This window comes from Tenacibaculum sp. MEBiC06402, assembly GCF_049239625.1.
Lineage (GTDB): Bacteria > Bacteroidota > Bacteroidia > Flavobacteriales > Flavobacteriaceae > Polaribacter.
Window position 1 is genome coordinate 43,235 of record NZ_JBMKKT010000090.1, and the last position, 19,255, is coordinate 62,489.

Annotated in this window: 16 protein-coding genes; all 16 read left to right on the forward strand. The window is 33.0% G+C overall.

Annotated features, from left to right (window positions below):
* Positions 1-5: 5 nt before the first annotated feature.
* Positions 6-482: a hypothetical protein gene (locus ACOSP6_RS06710; protein WP_422092529.1), complete on the forward strand. Its 477-nt coding sequence runs from the start codon at positions 6-8 to the stop codon at positions 480-482.
* Positions 483-597: 115 nt separating this feature from the next.
* Entirely contained in the window at positions 598-1,014 is a 417-nt protein-coding gene (locus tag ACOSP6_RS06715; RefSeq protein WP_422092528.1) for a transposase, read from the forward strand.
* A 109-nt stretch (positions 1,015-1,123) separates the two neighbouring features.
* On the forward strand, positions 1,124-2,338 hold the full coding sequence (locus tag ACOSP6_RS06720) for a hypothetical protein (protein WP_422092527.1): 1,215 nt from the start codon (positions 1,124-1,126) through the stop codon (positions 2,336-2,338).
* Between the two features lie 11 nt (positions 2,339-2,349).
* A complete protein-coding gene (locus ACOSP6_RS06725) occupies positions 2,350-2,607 on the forward strand; it encodes a DUF4212 domain-containing protein (protein ID WP_422092526.1) in 258 nt (85 codons plus the stop codon).
* A gap of 30 nt (positions 2,608-2,637) precedes the next feature.
* Positions 2,638-4,341, forward strand: coding sequence for a sodium:solute symporter family protein (locus tag ACOSP6_RS06730; RefSeq protein ID WP_422092525.1), 1,704 nt, complete (start codon positions 2,638-2,640; stop codon positions 4,339-4,341).
* Between the two features lie 88 nt (positions 4,342-4,429).
* Positions 4,430-4,624, forward strand: a complete 195-nt coding sequence (locus ACOSP6_RS06735; RefSeq protein ID WP_422092524.1) for a hypothetical protein — start codon at positions 4,430-4,432, stop codon at positions 4,622-4,624.
* Positions 4,617-6,926: a histidine kinase dimerization/phospho-acceptor domain-containing protein gene (locus ACOSP6_RS06740; protein ID WP_422092523.1), complete on the forward strand. Its 2,310-nt coding sequence runs from the start codon at positions 4,617-4,619 to the stop codon at positions 6,924-6,926. The genes ACOSP6_RS06735 and ACOSP6_RS06740 overlap by 8 nt, the downstream gene beginning before the upstream one ends.
* 68 nt (positions 6,927-6,994) lie before the next feature.
* Positions 6,995-7,306, forward strand: coding sequence for a sensor histidine kinase (locus ACOSP6_RS06745; RefSeq protein ID WP_422092595.1), 312 nt, complete (start codon positions 6,995-6,997; stop codon positions 7,304-7,306).
* A 12-nt stretch (positions 7,307-7,318) separates the two neighbouring features.
* Positions 7,319-7,684 (forward strand): response regulator, encoded by a 366-nt coding sequence (locus ACOSP6_RS06750; RefSeq protein WP_422092522.1) that lies wholly within the window; start codon positions 7,319-7,321, stop codon positions 7,682-7,684.
* A gap of 51 nt (positions 7,685-7,735) precedes the next feature.
* On the forward strand, positions 7,736-7,963 hold the full coding sequence (locus ACOSP6_RS06755; RefSeq protein WP_422092521.1) for a hypothetical protein: 228 nt from the start codon (positions 7,736-7,738) through the stop codon (positions 7,961-7,963).
* Positions 7,964-7,968: 5 nt separating this feature from the next.
* Positions 7,969-9,876: an acetate--CoA ligase gene (gene acs / locus ACOSP6_RS06760; protein ID WP_422092520.1), complete on the forward strand. Its 1,908-nt coding sequence runs from the start codon at positions 7,969-7,971 to the stop codon at positions 9,874-9,876.
* 138 nt (positions 9,877-10,014) lie between these two features.
* Complete coding sequence (locus ACOSP6_RS06765) at positions 10,015-10,476, forward strand: (2Fe-2S)-binding protein (protein WP_422092519.1); 462 nt, start codon at positions 10,015-10,017, stop codon at positions 10,474-10,476.
* A gap of 11 nt (positions 10,477-10,487) precedes the next feature.
* Positions 10,488-12,650, forward strand: a complete 2,163-nt coding sequence (locus ACOSP6_RS06770) for a molybdopterin cofactor-binding domain-containing protein (protein WP_422092518.1) — start codon at positions 10,488-10,490, stop codon at positions 12,648-12,650.
* Positions 12,651-12,940: 290 nt separating this feature from the next.
* Entirely contained in the window at positions 12,941-16,393 is a 3,453-nt protein-coding gene (locus ACOSP6_RS06775; RefSeq protein WP_422092517.1) for a pyruvate carboxylase, read from the forward strand.
* A gap of 72 nt (positions 16,394-16,465) precedes the next feature.
* Positions 16,466-17,719 (forward strand): aminotransferase class I/II-fold pyridoxal phosphate-dependent enzyme, encoded by a 1,254-nt coding sequence (locus tag ACOSP6_RS06780; protein ID WP_422092516.1) that lies wholly within the window; start codon positions 16,466-16,468, stop codon positions 17,717-17,719.
* 79 nt (positions 17,720-17,798) lie between these two features.
* Positions 17,799-18,551, forward strand: coding sequence for a DUF4294 domain-containing protein (locus tag ACOSP6_RS06785; RefSeq protein WP_422092515.1), 753 nt, complete (start codon positions 17,799-17,801; stop codon positions 18,549-18,551).
* Positions 18,552-19,255: the final 704 nt, after the last annotated feature.

Consider the following 19,255-nt stretch of genomic DNA (forward strand, 5'->3'; position numbering starts at 1 on the left):
TTTATATGAAAGCAGCTACAATAAAAGTTTTGAAAGATGAATTAAAACATCAAAATCAAGCTGAATTATTAGAGTTATGTTTAAAATTAGCTCGTTTTAAAAAAGAAAATAAAGAGTTGCTAACGTATTTACTTTTTGAAGCTTCCAATGAAGATCGCTATATAGAATCAATCAAGCTGGAAGTAGATCAGTCTTTTAGTCAAATAAATACGAAGAGCTTCTTTTACATCCGAAAAAGTATACGCAAGATTCTTTCATCATTGAAGAAATATATTCGCTATTCGAAAAAGAAAAGCACGGAAGTAGAACTATTGTTGTATTTCTGTTTAAAACTAAAGCAATTTAAACCTTCGATTTCACGAAGTCCAAGGTTACAAAACATTTTTGAAACACAAATGAGAATGGCAAAAAAAGCTATGTATACCTTGCATGAAGATTTGCAATACGATTATACAATTTTAATTGAAGAAATAGATAATTAATTTGTGAATATGTTAAAGTTTGCAGGTTAAAATTTATTATATCTCATAATTAATTGCTTTTTATTGGTGATAATTTATGCTAATTTGATATATTTATGCTAAAATAGTATATCTAATGATAAAATCTTGCCCCAATTGTAATTCTGAGGATGTTGTTAAAAGTGGAATAGTAAAAAATCGACAACGATTTAAATGCAAATCTTGTAACTATTACTTCACAGTAAATAAGTTAGGTAAGAAAATTGATGACTACTACGTCAATAAAGCATTGCAACTATATTTAGAAGGATTAACCTATAGGGAAATTGAACGTATTCTAGGGATTTCTCATGTGTCTGTAATGAATTGGGTTAAGAAGTTTAATATTAAACGGCCTTACTCAGGGAACTATCATCCAACATATAAGATATTAAGTGCTTCCGAGTTGACTAAGTTTTTTCAAAATACAGATAATTTATATAAATCCGGAGTGTTAATTACCGAACTTGGAGATAAGTTTATGATGATAAAATGGGAGCGCTTCAAAGATTAACTATAGTAATTTAACAAAAATATATACTAATTTTTATTTAGCTATTGAATTTTAAGAGATTAGCAATGCACACAAACCAAGTTTAACGTATAACTAATTCTTAAAATTTATGAAAAAATCAATGGCTTTACTGTTCGGATTGGCTCTATCCTTTCAGTGTTCCTTTTCTCAAGGATCTCCCGATTATAAAGGAGGTTTAAAAGTAAAACTTGATGAAGACGGAAAAAAGTACTTACGAATTATTTCTTGGGCACAAGTTCAAGGGATTTATAATTTCGATGCTCCTGCAAATAGTAGTGATGTTAGCTTTAATCTAAGACGCGCGAGAGTATTAATGTTCGCGCAAATTAATCCTAAGTTTTTAATTCTTACCCATTTTGGTTTAAATAGTTTAACAGCTGAAACTTTAAGTCCGACAGGAAAAGGTGAAGGTTCTCAGTTATTTTTCCATGATGTTTGGGCGCAGTATAATATTGCAAAAGACCACGTAGTTGGTGCAGGTTTACATTATTTCAATGGTATTTCGAGATTAAACAATCAGAGTACATTAAACATGATGACGCTTGATAATAATCGACAATCTTGGGCGACCATTGGCCTGTCTGATCAGTTTGCTCGTCATTTGGGAATTTTTGCTAAAGGAAAATTTGGAAAACTACAATATCGAGTGTCTATAAATGATGCACTAACAAATGGTTTAGACGGACGTGATCCAAGTACAGAAGCTTCAGCTGTGTACGCGGGAAGACGTGTTCTAGGTTCAGGTGATGCTGGAAAAACATATGCAGGATATTTTGATTATCAGCTTCTAGATGAAGAATCTAATTTTTTACCATATAAAGTTGGATCTTATTTAGGAGGCAAAAAAGTTTTCAATGTTGGTGCTGGTTTCTTTTTCCATCCAAGCGGTTCTGTCTTTAATGATAATGGAAACTTAGTTGGGGAAGATGTTAGTATTTTCGCAGTAGATGCTTTTTACGATGCTCCAATTGGTTCAGATGGAAGCGCCATTACTGCCTATGCAGTTTATCAGAATAACAACTACGGAACAAATTACTTAAACAGTGCGTATGGAACTGGTAATATGTTGTATAGTCATGTAGGTTATGTATTAGCAGGAGATAAAGCTAAAACAAGATTTCAACCTTACGTGTCTTTTGCATCAAATAGTTACGATGCTGTAAACGATAATAGAAATATTCTCGGATTAGGAATAAACGCTTACATGAGCGGTCACAATTCAAAGTTAACATTGGAGTATAAGAATCAAGATTTTGGTACTTCTACGAGTTCGTTAACACTACAAGCAATGATTTATTTATAAAAACTTCAATTATGACAGATAGAGAAAAAGCAGTCGCATATTGGAAAGAGAACTTAAGGTATCTTGTAATTTTACTGATTATCTGGTTTGTAGTTTCATATGGGGCAGGTATAATGTTTAAAGATGCATTAAATGCGATAAAAATAGGCGGATTCAAATTAGGTTTCTGGTTTGCACAACAAGGATCTATTTATGTGTTTGTAATTCTGATTTTCGTATACGTACGATTAATGAATAAACTGGATAAGAAATATGGCTACGATGAGTAGTAGCTAAAACTAATTTAAAAATTAACTATTATGAGTGTTCAAGTTTGGACTTATATTATCGTAGGAATCACTTTTGCTCTTTATATTGGAATTGCAATTTGGTCAAGAGCGGCTTCTACTAAAGAATTTTATGTTGCCGGAGGAGGAGTTTCTCCTTTAGCAAACGGAATGGCAACCGCAGCAGATTGGATGTCTGCAGCTTCTTTTATTTCAATGGCAGGTTTAATTTCTTTTATGGGATATGATGGATCTGTTTATTTAATGGGATGGACTGGAGGTTATGTTTTATTAGCATTATTATTGGCTCCATATTTAAGAAAGTTTACAGTTCCAGATTTTATCGGAGAAAGATATTATTCTAAAACAGCAAGAATTGTAGCTGTACTATGTGCGCTGATTGTGTCGTTTACTTATGTTGCTGGACAAATGCGTGGTGTTGGAGTTGTGTTTTCAAGATTTTTACAAGTAGATATAAATACGGGTGTAATCATCGGTATGATTATCGTATTGTTCTATGCAGTTTTGGGGGGAATGAAAGGAATTACCTATACGCAAGTTGCTCAATATTGTGTTTTAATTTTTGCCTTCATGGTTCCTGCTATTTTTATTTCAATTCAAATGACAGGAAATCCAATTCCACAGTTAGGAATGGGATCAACGATTAACGATGGTTCAGGAGCTTATTTATTAGATAAATTGAATGGGTTATCTACTGAATTAGGTTTTGCTGAATATACAGATGGCTCAAAGTCATTAATTGATGTTTTTGCAATTACATTGGCTTTAATGGTTGGTACTGCTGGGTTACCGCACGTTATTGTAAGATTTTTTACAGTTAAAAAAGTAAAAGATGCTCGTAAATCTGCAGGATTAGCATTATTACTTATCGCTATTTTATACACAACAGCTCCAGCAGTCGCTGTATTCGCTCGCACGAATTTAATTAATACCGTTAGTGAGAAAAAGTATGCTGATATGCCAGAGTGGTTTATGAATTGGGAAGAAACAGGTTTATTGAAATTTAAAGATAAAAATCAGGATGGAGTTATTCAATACGTTGCAGATAAAAGTAAAAATGAGTTAACTGTTGATCGAGATATCATGGTATTGGCAAATCCTGAAATTGCGAATTTACCTAACTGGGTAATTGCTTTAGTTGCTGCCGGTGGATTGGCTGCTGCTTTATCAACTGCTGCTGGATTATTATTAGTAATCTCAGCTGCGGTATCACATGATTTAATTAAAAATGTATTTAAACCCGATATTTCCGAGAAACAAGAATTAGTCGCAGCTCGTTTATCGGCAGTAGCAGCAGTAGTGGTTGCAGGCTATTTCGGAATTAACCCGCCAGATTTTGTCGCCGCCGTCGTCGCGCTAGCTTTTGGTTTAGCTGCGGCATCATTTTTTCCGGCGATAGTTTTAGGTATTTTCTACAAGAAAATGAATAAAGAAGGAGCTATTGCAGGAATGGTTGTTGGAATTTCATTAATGGTATTTTACATTTTGAAATATAAATTCGGAATTTTTGATGGAGGAAAGTCGGCTGTGGCAGCTTTAAAATCTGAATGGTGGTTTGGAATTTCTCCAGAAGGATTTGGAACAATCGCGATGATCGTAAATTTTGCAGTTGCAATAATTGTAAATTCATTTACACCAGAACCACCAGAAGATGTGCAGGAAATCGTTGAGAATATCAGGATTCCAAGTGGAGTTGGAGAAGCGGTAGAACACTAAATTAGGGATGTCTTGCTAATTTATTTTTTAAATAGCTAAATTGAAGCAGTGTTATTTTTTCATAGCACTGCTTTTCAACTTGAAGATTATGAAGAAACGTCACGAGCAAAAATTGGTTGTTTTGTCAATTGCATTAATTCTTTTAATTAATGTGCCAATGATTCTTATTTTTAATCATAACGGAGAAGTATTCGGTTTTCCGACGTTGTATTTTTCAATTTTCGTATTATGGATTTTGTCAGTATTAATTTCATACTATATACTAGTCAGATTTTATGAATAATTATTCGCTTCTACTTATCATAGTTGTTTATTTATTTGCACTATTTTTTATTGCTTTTGTTGCAGAAAAGAATTCACGCAGTAGATGGGTTAATAATCCTTATGTTTATGCTTTATCATTAGGAGTATATTGTTCGGCATGGACATATTATGGAAGTGTTGGTATTGCGGCTTCCTCAGGGATTTATTTTTTACCTATTTATCTCGGGCCGGTAATAGCAATTCCATTATGGATTGTTGTAATGCGTAAAATTATTAGAATTTCGAAACAGCATAAAATCTCTTCCATTGCCGATTTTATTTCTCTTCGTTATGGAAATAATCGATTTCTAGGAGCTCTTGTCACAATAATATGTGTTTTGGGAATTGTTCCATATATTTCATTACAATTGAAAGCAGTTTCAGAAACTTTCATAATTATGACAGGGAGAGAAACGAATACTTCTTTGGGAATTCTATCAGATTCTACTTTTTACATCGCCGTTATTCTAGCAATTTTTTCTGCGTTTTACGGAACTCAAACTACCGATGCTTCTAAGAAAAGAAAAGGTATTGTGGCGACCGTGGCTTTAGAGAGTGTTTTAAAATTAGTCTTTTTTTTAATTGTAGGAATTTATGTCACTTTTTTTCTGTTTGATGGAACTGGTGATATCTACAATAAAATCTCTGTTACCGAAGGATTTGAGAAACTGGTAACTATTGATAGTTTAGAAAATGGATTTAATTGGTCGTTTACCATAATTTTATCTTTATTCGCAATTTTTTTATTGCCTAGACAGTTTCAAGTAACTGTTTTAGAGAATACAAAATCAAAACATTTGAAGAAAGCAATTTGGTTGTTTCCGTTGTACTTGCTTTTATTTAATGTCTTTGTTATTTTCATTGCTTGGGCAGGAAAACTAAGTTTAGATGATACTTTTAATCCTGAATATTACACGTTATTTCTTCCATTAAATAATGATAATACCATTTTGGCGCTGCTAGTTTTTCTAGGTGGATTTTCAGCAGTTATTTCTATGGTAGTTGTTTCTACGTTGGCACTTTCAACAATGGTGAGTAATAATTTGGTCATTCCTTATGGGTATTTAGACAAGTTTATAAAAGGACAATCAGCAGAAAATGCTACTTATATAAAAACGATACGAAGGGTTTCTATTTTTATATTGATTATTGCGGCTTATCTATTTTACTATTATTTCTCAATTCAACTGTCTTTATATTCAATTGGTTTAATTGCTTTTGTGGTAATTTCTCAATTAGCTCCATCATTTTTTGTTGGGTTATATTGGAATCGAGGTTCCTCAAAAGCTGCAATTATTGGAATTTTAGTTGGGTTTTTAATTACAACCTACACGCTAATACTTCCTTTTACAATCGAAGGCTTCACAGGTTCAAGAGAATTTACTGAAAATGGATTGTTCAATATACAAATGTTGAGACCGCATGCTTTATTCGGAATTGATTTTCTAACACCTCCTGCACATGCTTTCTTTTGGAGTATGTTTTTTAATATTTTGACTTATTTAATTTTTTCGTTGACTTCTAAAGGTCATTATCGTGAACGTAATTATGCAGAAATGTTTGTTGATACAAATAACTTTTCGTCACTGCAGGATAGTGCTTTGGTTTGGAAAGGAGAAGCTTATGTAGCAGATATTAGAAATGTTTTGGTGAAGTTTTTAGGAGAGGAAAGAACAGAAAATGCCTTGAATTTATTCTTTGAGAAGTATCAACTTTCTAAAACTGCACACATGGCAGATGCTAGACTTGTTAATTTTTCAGAAAAATTACTAACGGGAAGTATAGGATCTGCATCGGCTAAAATTTTAATTTCAAGTGTAGTTAAGGAGGAAGAAATTAGCTTAGTTGAAGTTCTTGAAATTTTAGAAGAGTCAAAAGAAGCCAAAGCAGTTAATAAGGCTCTAACAGAAAAATCAAATGAATTAACTGAACTAACGGGTCAATTGAAGGAAGTAAATAAAGAATTAATTCAAAAAGATAAACAGAAAGATGAATTTTTAGATACTGTTGCACATGAGTTAAAAACTCCTTTAACGGGTATAAGAGCCGCAACCGAATTAATTTTGGAAGAATCGGATGAAATGCCTGGAGAGATGAAAGCTCAATTTTTGAAAAATATACTTCAAGACTCGGAGCGTTTGTCAAGGTTGATTAATAATATTTTAGATTTCGAAAAACTTTCTACAGGTAGACAACAATTAATATTGTCGGAACAGGATATTCAAAAAACAATTGCGAAATCAGTAGTTAGTTTAAAGCATGTGGCATCAAAAAAGGAATAAAGATTAAAGTAGGTAATGATGAAAGTCTAGTTTTTCATTATGATGAAGATAGAATTGTCCAGGTTTTGATGAACTTAATATCAAATGCCATAAAATTTTGTGAACCTGAAAATGGAGTTGTAAAATTGAATTACTCCGTTAAAAATGACTATGTAGAAGTCCTGGTAACTGATAATGGTAAAGGAATTATGGCTGAAGATTTCGATTATATTTTTGATAAGTTTTACCAGTCCGAAAATCAAAATACAATTAAACCAATTGGAAGCGGGTTAGGGTTAGCAATTAGCAAACAAATAATAGAAAAACATAACGGTAAAATCTGGGCAGAAAAAGGAAAGAAAAAGGGAGCAACTTTTGGTTTTAAGTTGCCTTTTAATTAAATTGTACCTCATATGAATAGAAAGATTTTAATTGTTGATGATGAACCAAACATCGTAATGACTTTAGAATATACTTTTAAGAAAAATAACTTTGAAGTGTATATTGCAAGAGATGGAGGAGAGGCAATAGAAATAGTAGAAAACGTTAAACCAGATGTGGTCTTGTTAGATATTATGATGCCAAACGTTGATGGTTATCAAACATTAGAATTTATAAGAGAACATAAAGAGTTAAAGAATACTAAAGTAGTGTTTCTTACAGCAAAAAATAAAGCTTCAGATATTGATAAAGGCTTAAAACTTGGAGCAGATAAATATTTATTAAAGCCGTTTTCAATTAAAAAAATAGTTTCGGAAATTAATGAGCTATTAAATTAAAACTTGGTGAAGTGTGCAAAAAATCTAGTTTTTAATTTATAGAGTATTAAAATGAAATTTCAAATATCACCACGAGCCTCAGACATATTTATTCTAATTTATGTTATTGGTTCTTTATATCTTCGATTTTACTTCGAAAGTAAAGTCCAAATCAGTCCATTAAATTCTATTGTAATTGGTTTATCATTTGTTGTGATTATCTGGTCACTAGTCAAATTAAAAGTCTTAAACCCAAATTGGTTCGGACTTTTTAGTAAACCATCAAATCTTAAAGCTTAATTAAAATGAGTAACTACCACATTAAAAATTTAGAAGAATATTTTCAAGTTTATAGAAGATCGGTTAGGAATCCAGAAAATTTTTGGGAAGAAATTGCTGAAGAACATTTCCTATGGAGAAAACGATGGGATAAAGTTTTAGATTGGGATTTTACCAAACCTGAGGTAAAATGGTTTGAAGGAGCTGAATTAAATATTACTGAAAATTGTATCGATCGTCATTTGGTAACTCGAGGTAATAAAACGGCAATTTTATTCGAGCCTAATAATCCAGATGAAGAAGCGCAACTTATTACTTATAAAGAATTATATGATAGAGTAAATAAGTTTGCGAATGTTTTAAAAGCAAAAGGAATTAAAAAAGGGGATCGAGTTTGTATTTATTTACCAATGATTCCCGAACTAGCTATTTCATTATTGGCATGTGCTCGTATTGGTGCAATTCACTCAGTTGTATTCGCAGGTTTTTCTTCAAATGCCTTAGCTACGAGAATTAATGATTCAGAATGTAAAATGGTTATAACATCTGATGGTTCATACAGGGGAAGTAAAACAATCGATTTAAAAGGTATTGTTGATGAAGCACTGGAAGATTGCACTACGATAGAGAGTGTATTAGTTGTAAAGAGAATTGATTCGGAAATTACAATGAAAGATGGAAGAGATGAATGGATTCAACCTTTATTAGATAAAGCTCCTGATCACTGTGAGGCAGAAATAATGAAGGCTGAAGATCCATTGTTTATTCTATATACTTCTGGATCAACAGGAAAACCAAAAGGAATGTTACACACTACAGCAGGATATATGGTGTATACTGCCTACACATTCAAGAATGTATTCCAGTACAGAGAGAATGATGTGTATTGGTGTACAGCAGATATTGGTTGGATTACTGGTCATAGTTACATTGTATACGGACCATTAGCTAATGGAGCAACAACCGTTATGTTTGAGGGAGTTCCGAGTTATCCAGATTACGGACGTTTTTGGGAAATTGTAGAAAAACATAAGGTAAATCAATTTTATACAGCACCAACTGCAATTAGAGCATTGGCAAAAGAAGGATTGGGTCATGTTGAATCTCATGATTTGTCATCACTGAAAATTTTAGGTACTGTAGGAGAACCAATTAATGAGGAAGCATGGCACTGGTATGACGATAATATCGGAAAAAGACAAAGTCCGATTGTAGATACTTGGTGGCAAACAGAAACTGGAGGAATTATGATTACGCCAATTCCTTTTTCAACTCCAACAAAACCAACATATGCAACATTGCCTTTCCCAGGAATTCAGCCTGCATTAATGGATGCTGAAGGAAATGAAATCAAGGGTAATCAAGTAGAAGGAAGGTTATGTATTAAGTTTCCTTGGCCATCTATGGCAAGAACTATTTGGGGAAATCATCAACGCTATAAAGAAACGTATTTTTCAACTTTTGAAAATAAATATTTTACAGGAGACGGAGCTTTACGTGATGAGGTAGGATATTATAGAATTACAGGAAGAGTAGATGATGTTATTATTGTTTCCGGACATAATTTAGGTACTGCACCAATTGAAGATGCTATTAATGAACATCCTGCCGTTGCTGAGTCTGCCATTGTTGGTTTTCCTCACGATATCAAAGGAAATGCGCTGTATGGATATGTTATTTTGAAAGACACAGGAGAATCTAGAAGACATGAAAATGTTCGTAAAGAAATCAATCAAATAATTACCGAACAAGTTGGCCCAATTGCAAAGCTGGATAAGATTCAATTTACAAAAGGATTGCCGAAAACACGTTCTGGTAAAATTATGCGACGAATTTTAAGAAAAATAGCTTCAAATGATTTGAGTAATCTTGGAGACACGAGCACGCTTTTAAATCCAGAGGTTGTGCAAGGTATAATAGATGAAGCATTATAGAATTTAAAACGAATATATGGTCAAAAAGGAATTACTGTAAGGTGATTCCTTTTTTATTAAATATATCTTAAAAAAGATGATGTAAGCTTTGGTAACGATATTTTTTGTAACTTAAAAATCGTTAAAAACTTACACAAAATGCCAACCTATAATTTAAAAATCAACGGAGAATCGGTTACAGTTAATGCCGATTCAGATACTCCTTTGCTATGGATTTTACGTGACGAACTTAATTTAGTAGGAACCAAATTTGGATGTGGAATTGCACAATGTGGTGCATGCACAGTTCATGTTGATGGTGTTGCTACAAGAAGCTGTCAATTGCAAGTTTCTCTTTTAGATAAAGAGGAAATTACCACAATTGAAGGACTTTCTAAAGATGGAAGTCATCCTTTACAAGAAGCTTGGGAAGAAGTAGACGTGCCACAATGTGGTTATTGTCAAGCAGGTCAAATAATGACAGCCGCTTCTTTCTTAAAAGAAAATCCAAATCCAACTGCACAGGAAATTCGTGAAGCAATGCACGGAAATCTTTGTCGTTGTGCATCATATAATAGAATAGAAAAAGCAGTAGCGAAAGCTGCCACTAAAATGTCTTAAAACTAATAATCATGAGCACACAAGAAAACAATTTAAAATTTAGTAGAAGAAATTTCTTAAGAACTTCTGCATTAGCAAGTGGAGGGTTATTAGTTGGTTTTAATTTATTTACAGCTTGTAAGTCTGAGGCAAAACCACCTGTTGATATTACAAATTTGAACTTTAATGATTTCAATGCATTTATTAAAATTGCTGATAATGGTTATGTAACTATCTATTCACCGAATCCCGAAATCGGACAAGGTGTGAAAACGGCAATGCCAATGATTATTGCTGAAGAGTTAGATGTAGAATGGGATAAAGTAAATGTTGTTCAAGCAAAGTACAATAAGAAAGATTATACGCGTCAAGTTGCAGGAGGAAGTCAATCTATAAGATTCGGTTGGGATGCATTAAGGCAAACAGGAGCAACAACAAAGCAAATGTTGATTAATGCAGCTGCTGCAAAATGGGGAGTTGAAGCCTCTAGTTGTAAGGCTTCAAAAGGAATTATCACAAATGCCAATGGAGAATCTTTAGGTTATGGTGATGTTGTTAAGGAAGCTGCTGTATTAGAAGTTCCAGAAAAAGTGGAGTTGAAAAAGCCTTCTGAGTATACAATTATTGGTAAGGATGCTATCAATGTTGATTTAAAAAAGATTGTAACTGGTAAACCTTTGTTTGGTTTAGATTATAAAGAAGAAGGAATGTCTTATGCTTCCGTATTAAGGCCTCCAGCTTTCGGTCAAAAATTGGTAAGTTTTGATGATTCAGCAACTAAAAAGGTAAATGGAGTTACACAAGTTGTGAGATTTGGAGATAAAGTTGCTGTTCTAGGAACGAATACTTGGGCGGCAATGAAAGGTAAGAAAGCGTTAAAAGCTGAATGGAGTAGTGATAAGGATTTAGAAAATACAGAAGATCATGATAGAATATTAACGGGAATTCTTGATGGTAAAGATTTTGATGTGCCAAGAAACGATGGTGATGTTGTAGCTGCATTTAAATCTGCAGATAAAGTAATTGAGAGAACATACCATTCTCCATTTTTACCTCATAATTGTTTAGAACCAATGAATTTCTATGCAAATGTCACTGATGAAAAAGTACATTTGGTAGGACCAATTCAAACTCCACAATGGACTGCAGGAAGAATAGCCAAATTATTGGAGCGTGAAGAGAGTGATATTGAGTTAGAAATGACGCGTATGGGAGGTGGTTTTGGTAGAAGATTGTATGGAGATTTCGCAGAAGAAGCGGCTGAAATTTCTAATTTGACTAAAAAGCCAGTTAAAGTTGTTTTTTCTAGAGAAGATGACATGACGGATGGAATTTATCGTCCTGCAATAAAGTATAGAATAGCTGCATCAATTAAAGACGGAAAATTAACTGGATATCATTTAAAAGAAGCGGCAGTTAATGGAAATATGTACGGATTAATTCCTAATTTCTTTCCAGCGGGTTGTATTCCGAACTATAAAGTTTCCACTAAAAATTATCAAAGTAAAATTACAACTGGTGCTTGGAGAGCTCCGTATACAAATTTCTTAGCCTATGCTGAGCAAAGTTTCTTTGACGAAATTGCCGAAGAATTAGGTCAAGATACAGTGCAGTTACGTTTGGATCTTTTGCAAAACGTGAAGAATACTACCGATGATAGAATTGAATATTCTGGACAAAGAATGGAAGATACTATTAAGTTGGTAGTAGAGAAAAGTAACTGGAGCGAGAAAAAAGAAGGAGTTTACAAAGGCTTTGCTGCTTATTACAGTCATAATACTCATGTTGCAGAGGTTGCTGAAATTGAATTAAAAGATGGGCTACCAGTAGTAAAAAAAGTGTATACCGCAGTTGATTGTGGGATTGTAATCAATCCAACAGGAGCAATAAATCAAATTCAAGGTGGAGTTCTTGATGGAATTGGCCATGCAATGTATGGCGATTTTTCTTTCAAAAATGGAAAACCAGCGCATAAAAACTTCGATACATATCGTTTAATACGAATGAATGAAACTCCTGAAGTTGAAGTTCATTTTGTTGAGAACGAACTTTCGCCAACAGGTTTAGGTGAACCAGGTTTACCACCAGCTGGTGGAGCAGTAGCAAATGCAATTTACAAAGCATATAATAGTAGACTCTATAGTCAACCATTTATAAAACAACTCCAAGACAAGAATGTCGGGGTCAAGAGTTAGTTTTAAAATTTTTTAAAAGATGTCGTTTTTAGACATCTTTTTTTGTTTAAAAGCTCTACTAAAAAATTATAATTAAAACGAAAACGTTTTTGTTTAATTCTCGAAATCAAGCCTAAATTATCAAATTAACAAATCGATAATAAAATAATACGAAATCGATTTTTCTCTAAACACTTTTTTACGAATCTGTTAATTTATTAACTTGTGTAAGTAAAAACGCTTGATTTTTTCAATAAAAATGATTTTTAATTTAACTTTGAGGACAAACAGAATCACAACAAAACAAAAGAATGAACATTAAAAAAGTACTCGTTGCTAATCGAGGAGAGATTGCAATTAGAGTTTTTAGAGCCTGTGTAGAAATAGGTATTAAAACTGTGGGGATTTATACATATGAAGATCGTTATTCTTTACATAGGTATAAAGCAGATGAATGTTATCAAATAGGAGAAGATAATGAACCGTTGAAACCGTATTTAGATATCGACGCCATTATTAAAGTAGCGGTGGAAAATAACGTTGATGCAATTCATCCAGGTTATGGTTTTTTATCTGAGAATGCCGAATTTGCCCAGAAATGTGAAGACAATGGAATTATTTTCGTTGGTCCAAAAGTTTCAGTTTTAAAAGCTTTAGGAGATAAGATTACAGCAAAAGAAGTAGCAGTTGCTAATAATGTTCCAATTATTCAAAGTAGTGATCAAGATTTAACTTCTATCGAAATTGCTTTAGAGGAGGCTGAAAAAATCAGTTATCCAATAATGTTGAAAGCGGCTTCAGGTGGTGGAGGTCGTGGAATGAGAGTTATTCGAAATGCAGAAGATCTTAAAAAGGCGTATCCAGAGGCACAAAGAGAAGCTTTAAATGCATTTGGAGATGATACAGTATTCTTAGAAAAGTTTGTAGAAAATCCTAAGCATATTGAAATCCAAATTGTTGCCGATACCCATGGTAATATGGTGCATTTGTATGAGAGAGATTGTTCGGTTCAAAGACGTTATCAAAAAGTTATTGAATTTGCTCCTTCTTATGGATTATCAGAAGAAACTAAGAACAATTTATATAAATATGCTCTAGATATTTGTGGAGCTGTTGATTACAATAATATAGGTACGGTTGAATTTTTAGTAGATGAGGATGATAGTATTTATTTTATTGAAGTGAATCCTCGAATCCAAGTTGAACATACAGTTACTGAGATGGTAACAAATATTGACTTGGTAAAAACTCAATTGTTTATTGCTGGAGGTTATAAATTAGCAGATCAACAAATAAAAATACCAAGTCAAGAATCAATTACCGTTTCAGGTTATGCGCTGCAGTGTAGAATTACTACAGAAGATCCAGCAAATGATTTCAAACCAGATTATGGTACTGTAACTACATATCGTAGTGCTTCAGGATTCGGAATCCGTTTAGATGCTGGAAGTATTTATCAAGGAGTAAAGATTTCTCCATTCTTTGATTCGATGTTGGTAAAAGCGTCTGCGAGAAGTAGAACTTTGGACGGAGCTTGTAGAAAAATGTTGCGTGCTTTGGTGGAATTTAGAATTAGAGGTGTTCAAACTAACATTGCTTTCTTAAGAAACATTCTTGAACATTCTACTTTTAGAAATGGTGAGGTAACCGTTAATTTTATAAAGAACGAACCGAAGTTATTTGAGTTTAAAGAACCAAAAAACAGAGCAAATAAGTTAATTAATTTCTTAGGTGAGGTTGTAGTAAATGGAAATCCAGATGTAAAGAAGGTTGATCCAAGTCGAAAATTTTCTACTCCTAAAATTCCTAAGTTTCCTAAACTGGAAAACCATCCGAAAGGAACAAAAGATTTATTGACAGAATTAGGTCCTGAAAAGTTCGCTGAGTGGTTAAAGAAAGAAAAGAAAATTCACTTCACAGATACAACCATGCGTGATGCGCATCAAAGTTTATTAGCAACTCGAATGCGTACCACTGATATGTTGAAAGTAGCGGAAGGTTATTCTAAGAATTTTCCAGATATCTTTAGTATGGAAGTTTGGGGAGGAGCTACTTTCGATGTTTGTCTCCGTTTTTTACAAGAAAACCCATGGGAGCGTTTAGCATTGTTGCGAAAAGCGATGCCAAATGTGTTGCTTCAAATGTTAATTAGAGGATCTAATGGAGTTGGTTATACTGCGTATCCTGATAACTTAATAGAGAAATTTGTAGAAAAATCTTGGGAAACTGGAGTTGATGTATTCAGAATTTTTGATTCATTAAACTGGATGAAGTCCATTGAGCCTTGTATTCAACATGTTCGAAATAGAACGGAAGGTTTAGCTGAAGCTTCAATCTGTTACACTGGAGATATTTTAAATCCTAAGAAAACAAAATACGACTTAAAATACTACATTCAGCTGGCTAAAGATGTTGAAAATGCAGGAGCACATATTTTAGGTGTTAAGGATATGGCAGGTTTATTAAAGCCGCAAGCCGCTTATGAATTAATTTCTGCGTTAAAATCTGAAATAAATATTCCTATTCATTTACATACTCATGACACTTCCTCTATTCAATCAGCGTCTTATTTAAAAGCTATTGAAGCTGGAGTTGATGTGGTTGACGTTGCTTTAGGTGGGGTATCGGGATTAACTTCTCAGCCAAACTTTAACTCGATGGTAGAAATGCTTCGTTTTAATGAAAGAGAAAATCCGTTAGACATGCACAAACTAGCTGAATATTCAAATTATTGGGAAGCTGTCCGAGGATATTATTATCCATTTGAGTCTGGATTGAAATCTGGAACCGGAGAAGTATATGAGCATGAAATTCCTGGTGGTCAATATTCTAATTTAAAAGGTCAAGCAATTGCACTAGGATTAGAAGATAAGTTTACGGAGGTTACTAAAATGTACGGAGAGGTGAACCAGTTATTTGGAGATATCATCAAAGTTACTCCAAGTTCAAAAGTTGTTGGTGATATGGCTCAATACATGATTAGTAATGATTTATCAATTGAGGATGTAAAACAACGTGGTGATTCTATTTCTTTTCCGCAATCTGTAATTAGTTTCTTTAAAGGAGATTTAGGTCAACCTGTTGGAGGTTTCCCAGAAGATATTCAAAAAATTATTCTTAAGAATGAAAAGCCTTACACTGAGAGGCCAAACGCGCATTTAGAACCAATTGATTTTGATAAAGAATTTAAGAAATTTAAAAAAGAGTTCTCTCAAGGAATGGGAAGAGAATTAGAAATGACTGATTTCTTATCATATAAATTGTATCCGAAAGTGTTTACCGAAGCATATGAAAAGCATGTCAAATATGGAAATGTGATGAATATTCCAACCAAAAATTTCTTCTTCGGATTAGAAATAGGAGAGGAGATTATGGTGGACATCGATCCAGGTAAGAGAGTTTTAATTTCGTTAGTTCATAAAACAAACCCTGACGAGAATGGTAATGTAACGGTATTCTTTAAAATTAATGGACAAATGAGAGTTGTTGCAATTAAGGACAATTCTATTAGTGTGGAGAAGATTGAGAATGTAAAAGCTGATTCAAGCGATGAAAACCAGATTGGAGCACCGTTGCAAGGTTTATTATCTTCTGTTTTAGTAAAAGAAGGAGATATTGTTCAAGAAAACCAACCGTTATTTATAATTGAAGCAATGAAAATGGAAACAACTGTTACTGCTGTTTCAAGAGGTATAATTCAAAAGATACAATTGTCAGCAGGAACTTTAGTTGATACAAATGATTTAGTAATAAAAATTAAATAACACCTAGTTAAGTTTTTTTGATATACACATAAAAAGACTTAGTTTTGCTTTCCCAAAACAAGTAATGTATATATGGTAAAGGATTTATTTGATAGAATTAAGAGTGATAAAGGACCATTAGGTAAGTGGGCAGATAAAGCAGAAGGATATTATGTATTCCCAAAACTAGAAGGGCCAATTTCTAATAGAATGATGTTTAATGGTAAACCGGTAGTTACTTGGAGTATTAACGATTATCTTGGTTTAGCAAATCATCCAGAGGTGTTAAAAGTAGATGGAGAATCGGCTGCTCAAGATGGTATGGCCTATCCAATGGGAGCTAGAATGATGTCGGGTCACACAAAGTATCACGAACAATTAGAAAGAGAGTGTGCTGAGTTTGTTGGAAAAGAAGCTTCTTACTTGGTGAACTTTGGATATCAGGGAATGGTTTCTGCAATTGATGCTTTAGTTTCTAAGGATGATATTATTGTTTACGATATGGATACGCATGCTTGTATTATTGACGGAGTTCGTCTGCATGCAGGTAAAAGATTTGTGTATCGTCACAATGATATTGAAAGTTGCGAGAAAAACTTAAAGAGAGCTACTAAAATGGCTGAAAAAACCGGAGGAGGAATTTTATTAGTTTCTGAAGGTGTTTTCGGTATGAGAGGTGAGCAAGGAAGATTACGTGAAATCGTTGCATTAAAAGAAAAGTATAACTTTAGACTTTTAGTTGACGATGCTCACGGATTTGGAACTTTAGGTGAAGGTGGTAGAGGTACTGGTTTTGAGCAAGGAGTTCAAGATGGTATTGATGTTTACTTCGCTACATTCGCTAAATCAATGGCAGGTATTGGAGCTTTCTTCGCAGGTGATAAAGATGTTGTTCAGTATTTACAATATAACATGCGTTCTCAAATGTTTGCGAAATCTTTACCAATGCCAATGGTAAAAGGTGCATTAAAGCGTTTGGATATGATTCGTACAATGCCAGAGTTGAAAGATAAGCTTTGGGAAATTACAGAAGCGTTACAAAGTGGCTTAAGAGCTGCTGGGTTTGATTTAGGAACTACGCAAACTTGTATTACTCCTGTGTATTTAAAAGGAGATATTCCAGAAGCAATGGCAATGGTACACGATTTACGTGAGAATCACGGAGTGTTCTGTTCAATTGTAGTATATCCTGTAATTCCAAAAGGAATGATAATCTTAAGGTTAATTCCTACAGCACGTCACACTATTGAAGATGTAAATGAAACTATTGAAGCTTTTACTGCTATTCGAGAAAAGCTTGAAAATGGTACATATAAAAAGATAGCTGAAGCTATAATGACAGCTTAATAAAAAAAACTCGTGAGAAATCGCGAGTTTTTTTTTAGAGAAAAAGTAAATTTGGAACTGTATTTGACAGTTGAACGTTATGAGAAAATTGTTTTTTTATTTCTTAATTGCATCTTCTTTACTAGTTGAAGCACAAATAAAAGACACATTACCTAATTTTAATGATGATTATTTCTTGGTAAGAGATGGGGATAGTTTAATGATAAAGTTAAACGAGGTTTCTGTATTGCCAAAGCATAAGTTTAAAAATAGAATTGATGTAAACTATTATTATTGGTTTAAAAAGAAGGTCTTCAAAGCATATCCTTATGCAGTTTTAGCTTCTAAAAGAATAGATAGTTTAAATGCTCGTTTAGATAGAATTGAATCGAAAAGTAAAAAAAGAAAGTACGTTCGTAGAGTTCAAAAGTATCTGGAAGAGGAATTAACAGATCAAATAAAGAAAATGACCAAAACCGAAGGTAGGATTCTAATCAAATTAATACATAGGCAAACGGGCAAAACGGTTTTTCAAAATATTAAAGAGTTAAGAAGTGGATGGAAGGCTTTTTGGTACAATACCACTGCCAATGTTTTTAGTATTTCTTTAAAAGATGAGTATCATCCAGAAACTGAAAATGAAGATTATTTAATAGAAGATGTTCTTCAGAGAGCTTTTATTGATGAAACAATCGAGATGCAGACTCCCAAGTTAAGCATAGATTCTTACGCGATCTTGGAAGAAAGAAAAGGGGAAGTGGATGTTGAGCGATATAAAGAAATGTTCGCGAAGCTTCGTAAGAAAAGAAATAGAAAAAATAAAAGAAGAAATAAGAAAGGAAAAAAGCAATAGTTATCATCTATTGCTTTTTTAGTTTTGAGTTACTAATAAATATAATTCCTCCTGCTTTTTCAGAAATGTTTAATATATTATTTGTCTACATTATAATATAGTTTAGATAAAAAGAGAACTTCAAACGAAATTTGTTAAATTAATTAATGGTTTTCTGTCTGGATTAATACTATTTATAAATTAGAAATTTCGAAGAATAATTTTGATTCTATAATTAGTTAATGTTTGATGTATATTACCATTTTAATATGGTTTACTCCAGTTGTGCTTTTTAGTTCAAAAAAAAGTTTAATGTTATTTTGCTGTGATTTAGTTAGTTGTATTTTTAGTTTTAAAAAAGTTGATTTTTTTTGGTTTAAAAGTTTGCGGGAATGGAAAGTGGTTGTATATTTGCACCCGCAAACGGAAAAACGGTAGTTATGTTTTGCGAAAGTTCATTAACAGATTGTAAATAAAATATAAGTTTAGCGTTAAAAAATAATTCATTTTTTTCTTGCTGATTAGAAATAAAAGCTTGTATATTTGCAGTCCGTTTTTGGGGCGGTGTTCATTGAGATTTTGGTTGCGAATTTGTTTAAAAAATTAATTCAAAAAAAACTTCAAAAAGTTTTGGTCAGATTAAAAATAGTTTATAGATTTGCATCCGCTTTCAGAAATGAAGCGAAGTTCATAGAGAGATTTTGGAATAACAATTTAAGTTAATC

What these genes read in the sequence shown, in the direction of transcription:
- ACOSP6_RS06710 (WP_422092529.1), top strand. Translation starts at nt 6, where the DNA reads ATGAAAGCAGCTACAATAAAAGTTTTGAAAGATGAATTAAAACATCAA.
- ACOSP6_RS06715 (WP_422092528.1), top strand. Translation starts at nt 598, where the DNA reads ATGATAAAATCTTGCCCCAATTGTAATTCTGAGGATGTTGTTAAAAGT.
- ACOSP6_RS06720 (WP_422092527.1), top strand. Translation starts at nt 1,124, where the DNA reads ATGAAAAAATCAATGGCTTTACTGTTCGGATTGGCTCTATCCTTTCAG.
- ACOSP6_RS06725 (WP_422092526.1), top strand. Translation starts at nt 2,350, where the DNA reads ATGACAGATAGAGAAAAAGCAGTCGCATATTGGAAAGAGAACTTAAGG.
- ACOSP6_RS06730 (WP_422092525.1), top strand. Translation starts at nt 2,638, where the DNA reads ATGAGTGTTCAAGTTTGGACTTATATTATCGTAGGAATCACTTTTGCT.
- ACOSP6_RS06735 (WP_422092524.1), top strand. Translation starts at nt 4,430, where the DNA reads ATGAAGAAACGTCACGAGCAAAAATTGGTTGTTTTGTCAATTGCATTA.
- ACOSP6_RS06740 (WP_422092523.1), top strand. Translation starts at nt 4,617, where the DNA reads ATGAATAATTATTCGCTTCTACTTATCATAGTTGTTTATTTATTTGCA.
- ACOSP6_RS06745 (WP_422092595.1), top strand. Translation starts at nt 6,995, where the DNA reads ATGAACTTAATATCAAATGCCATAAAATTTTGTGAACCTGAAAATGGA.
- ACOSP6_RS06750 (WP_422092522.1), top strand. Translation starts at nt 7,319, where the DNA reads ATGAATAGAAAGATTTTAATTGTTGATGATGAACCAAACATCGTAATG.
- ACOSP6_RS06755 (WP_422092521.1), top strand. Translation starts at nt 7,736, where the DNA reads ATGAAATTTCAAATATCACCACGAGCCTCAGACATATTTATTCTAATT.
- acs (WP_422092520.1), top strand. Translation starts at nt 7,969, where the DNA reads ATGAGTAACTACCACATTAAAAATTTAGAAGAATATTTTCAAGTTTAT.
- ACOSP6_RS06765 (WP_422092519.1), top strand. Translation starts at nt 10,015, where the DNA reads ATGCCAACCTATAATTTAAAAATCAACGGAGAATCGGTTACAGTTAAT.
- ACOSP6_RS06770 (WP_422092518.1), top strand. Translation starts at nt 10,488, where the DNA reads ATGAGCACACAAGAAAACAATTTAAAATTTAGTAGAAGAAATTTCTTA.
- ACOSP6_RS06775 (WP_422092517.1), top strand. Translation starts at nt 12,941, where the DNA reads ATGAACATTAAAAAAGTACTCGTTGCTAATCGAGGAGAGATTGCAATT.
- ACOSP6_RS06780 (WP_422092516.1), top strand. Translation starts at nt 16,466, where the DNA reads ATGGTAAAGGATTTATTTGATAGAATTAAGAGTGATAAAGGACCATTA.
- ACOSP6_RS06785 (WP_422092515.1), top strand. Translation starts at nt 17,799, where the DNA reads ATGAGAAAATTGTTTTTTTATTTCTTAATTGCATCTTCTTTACTAGTT.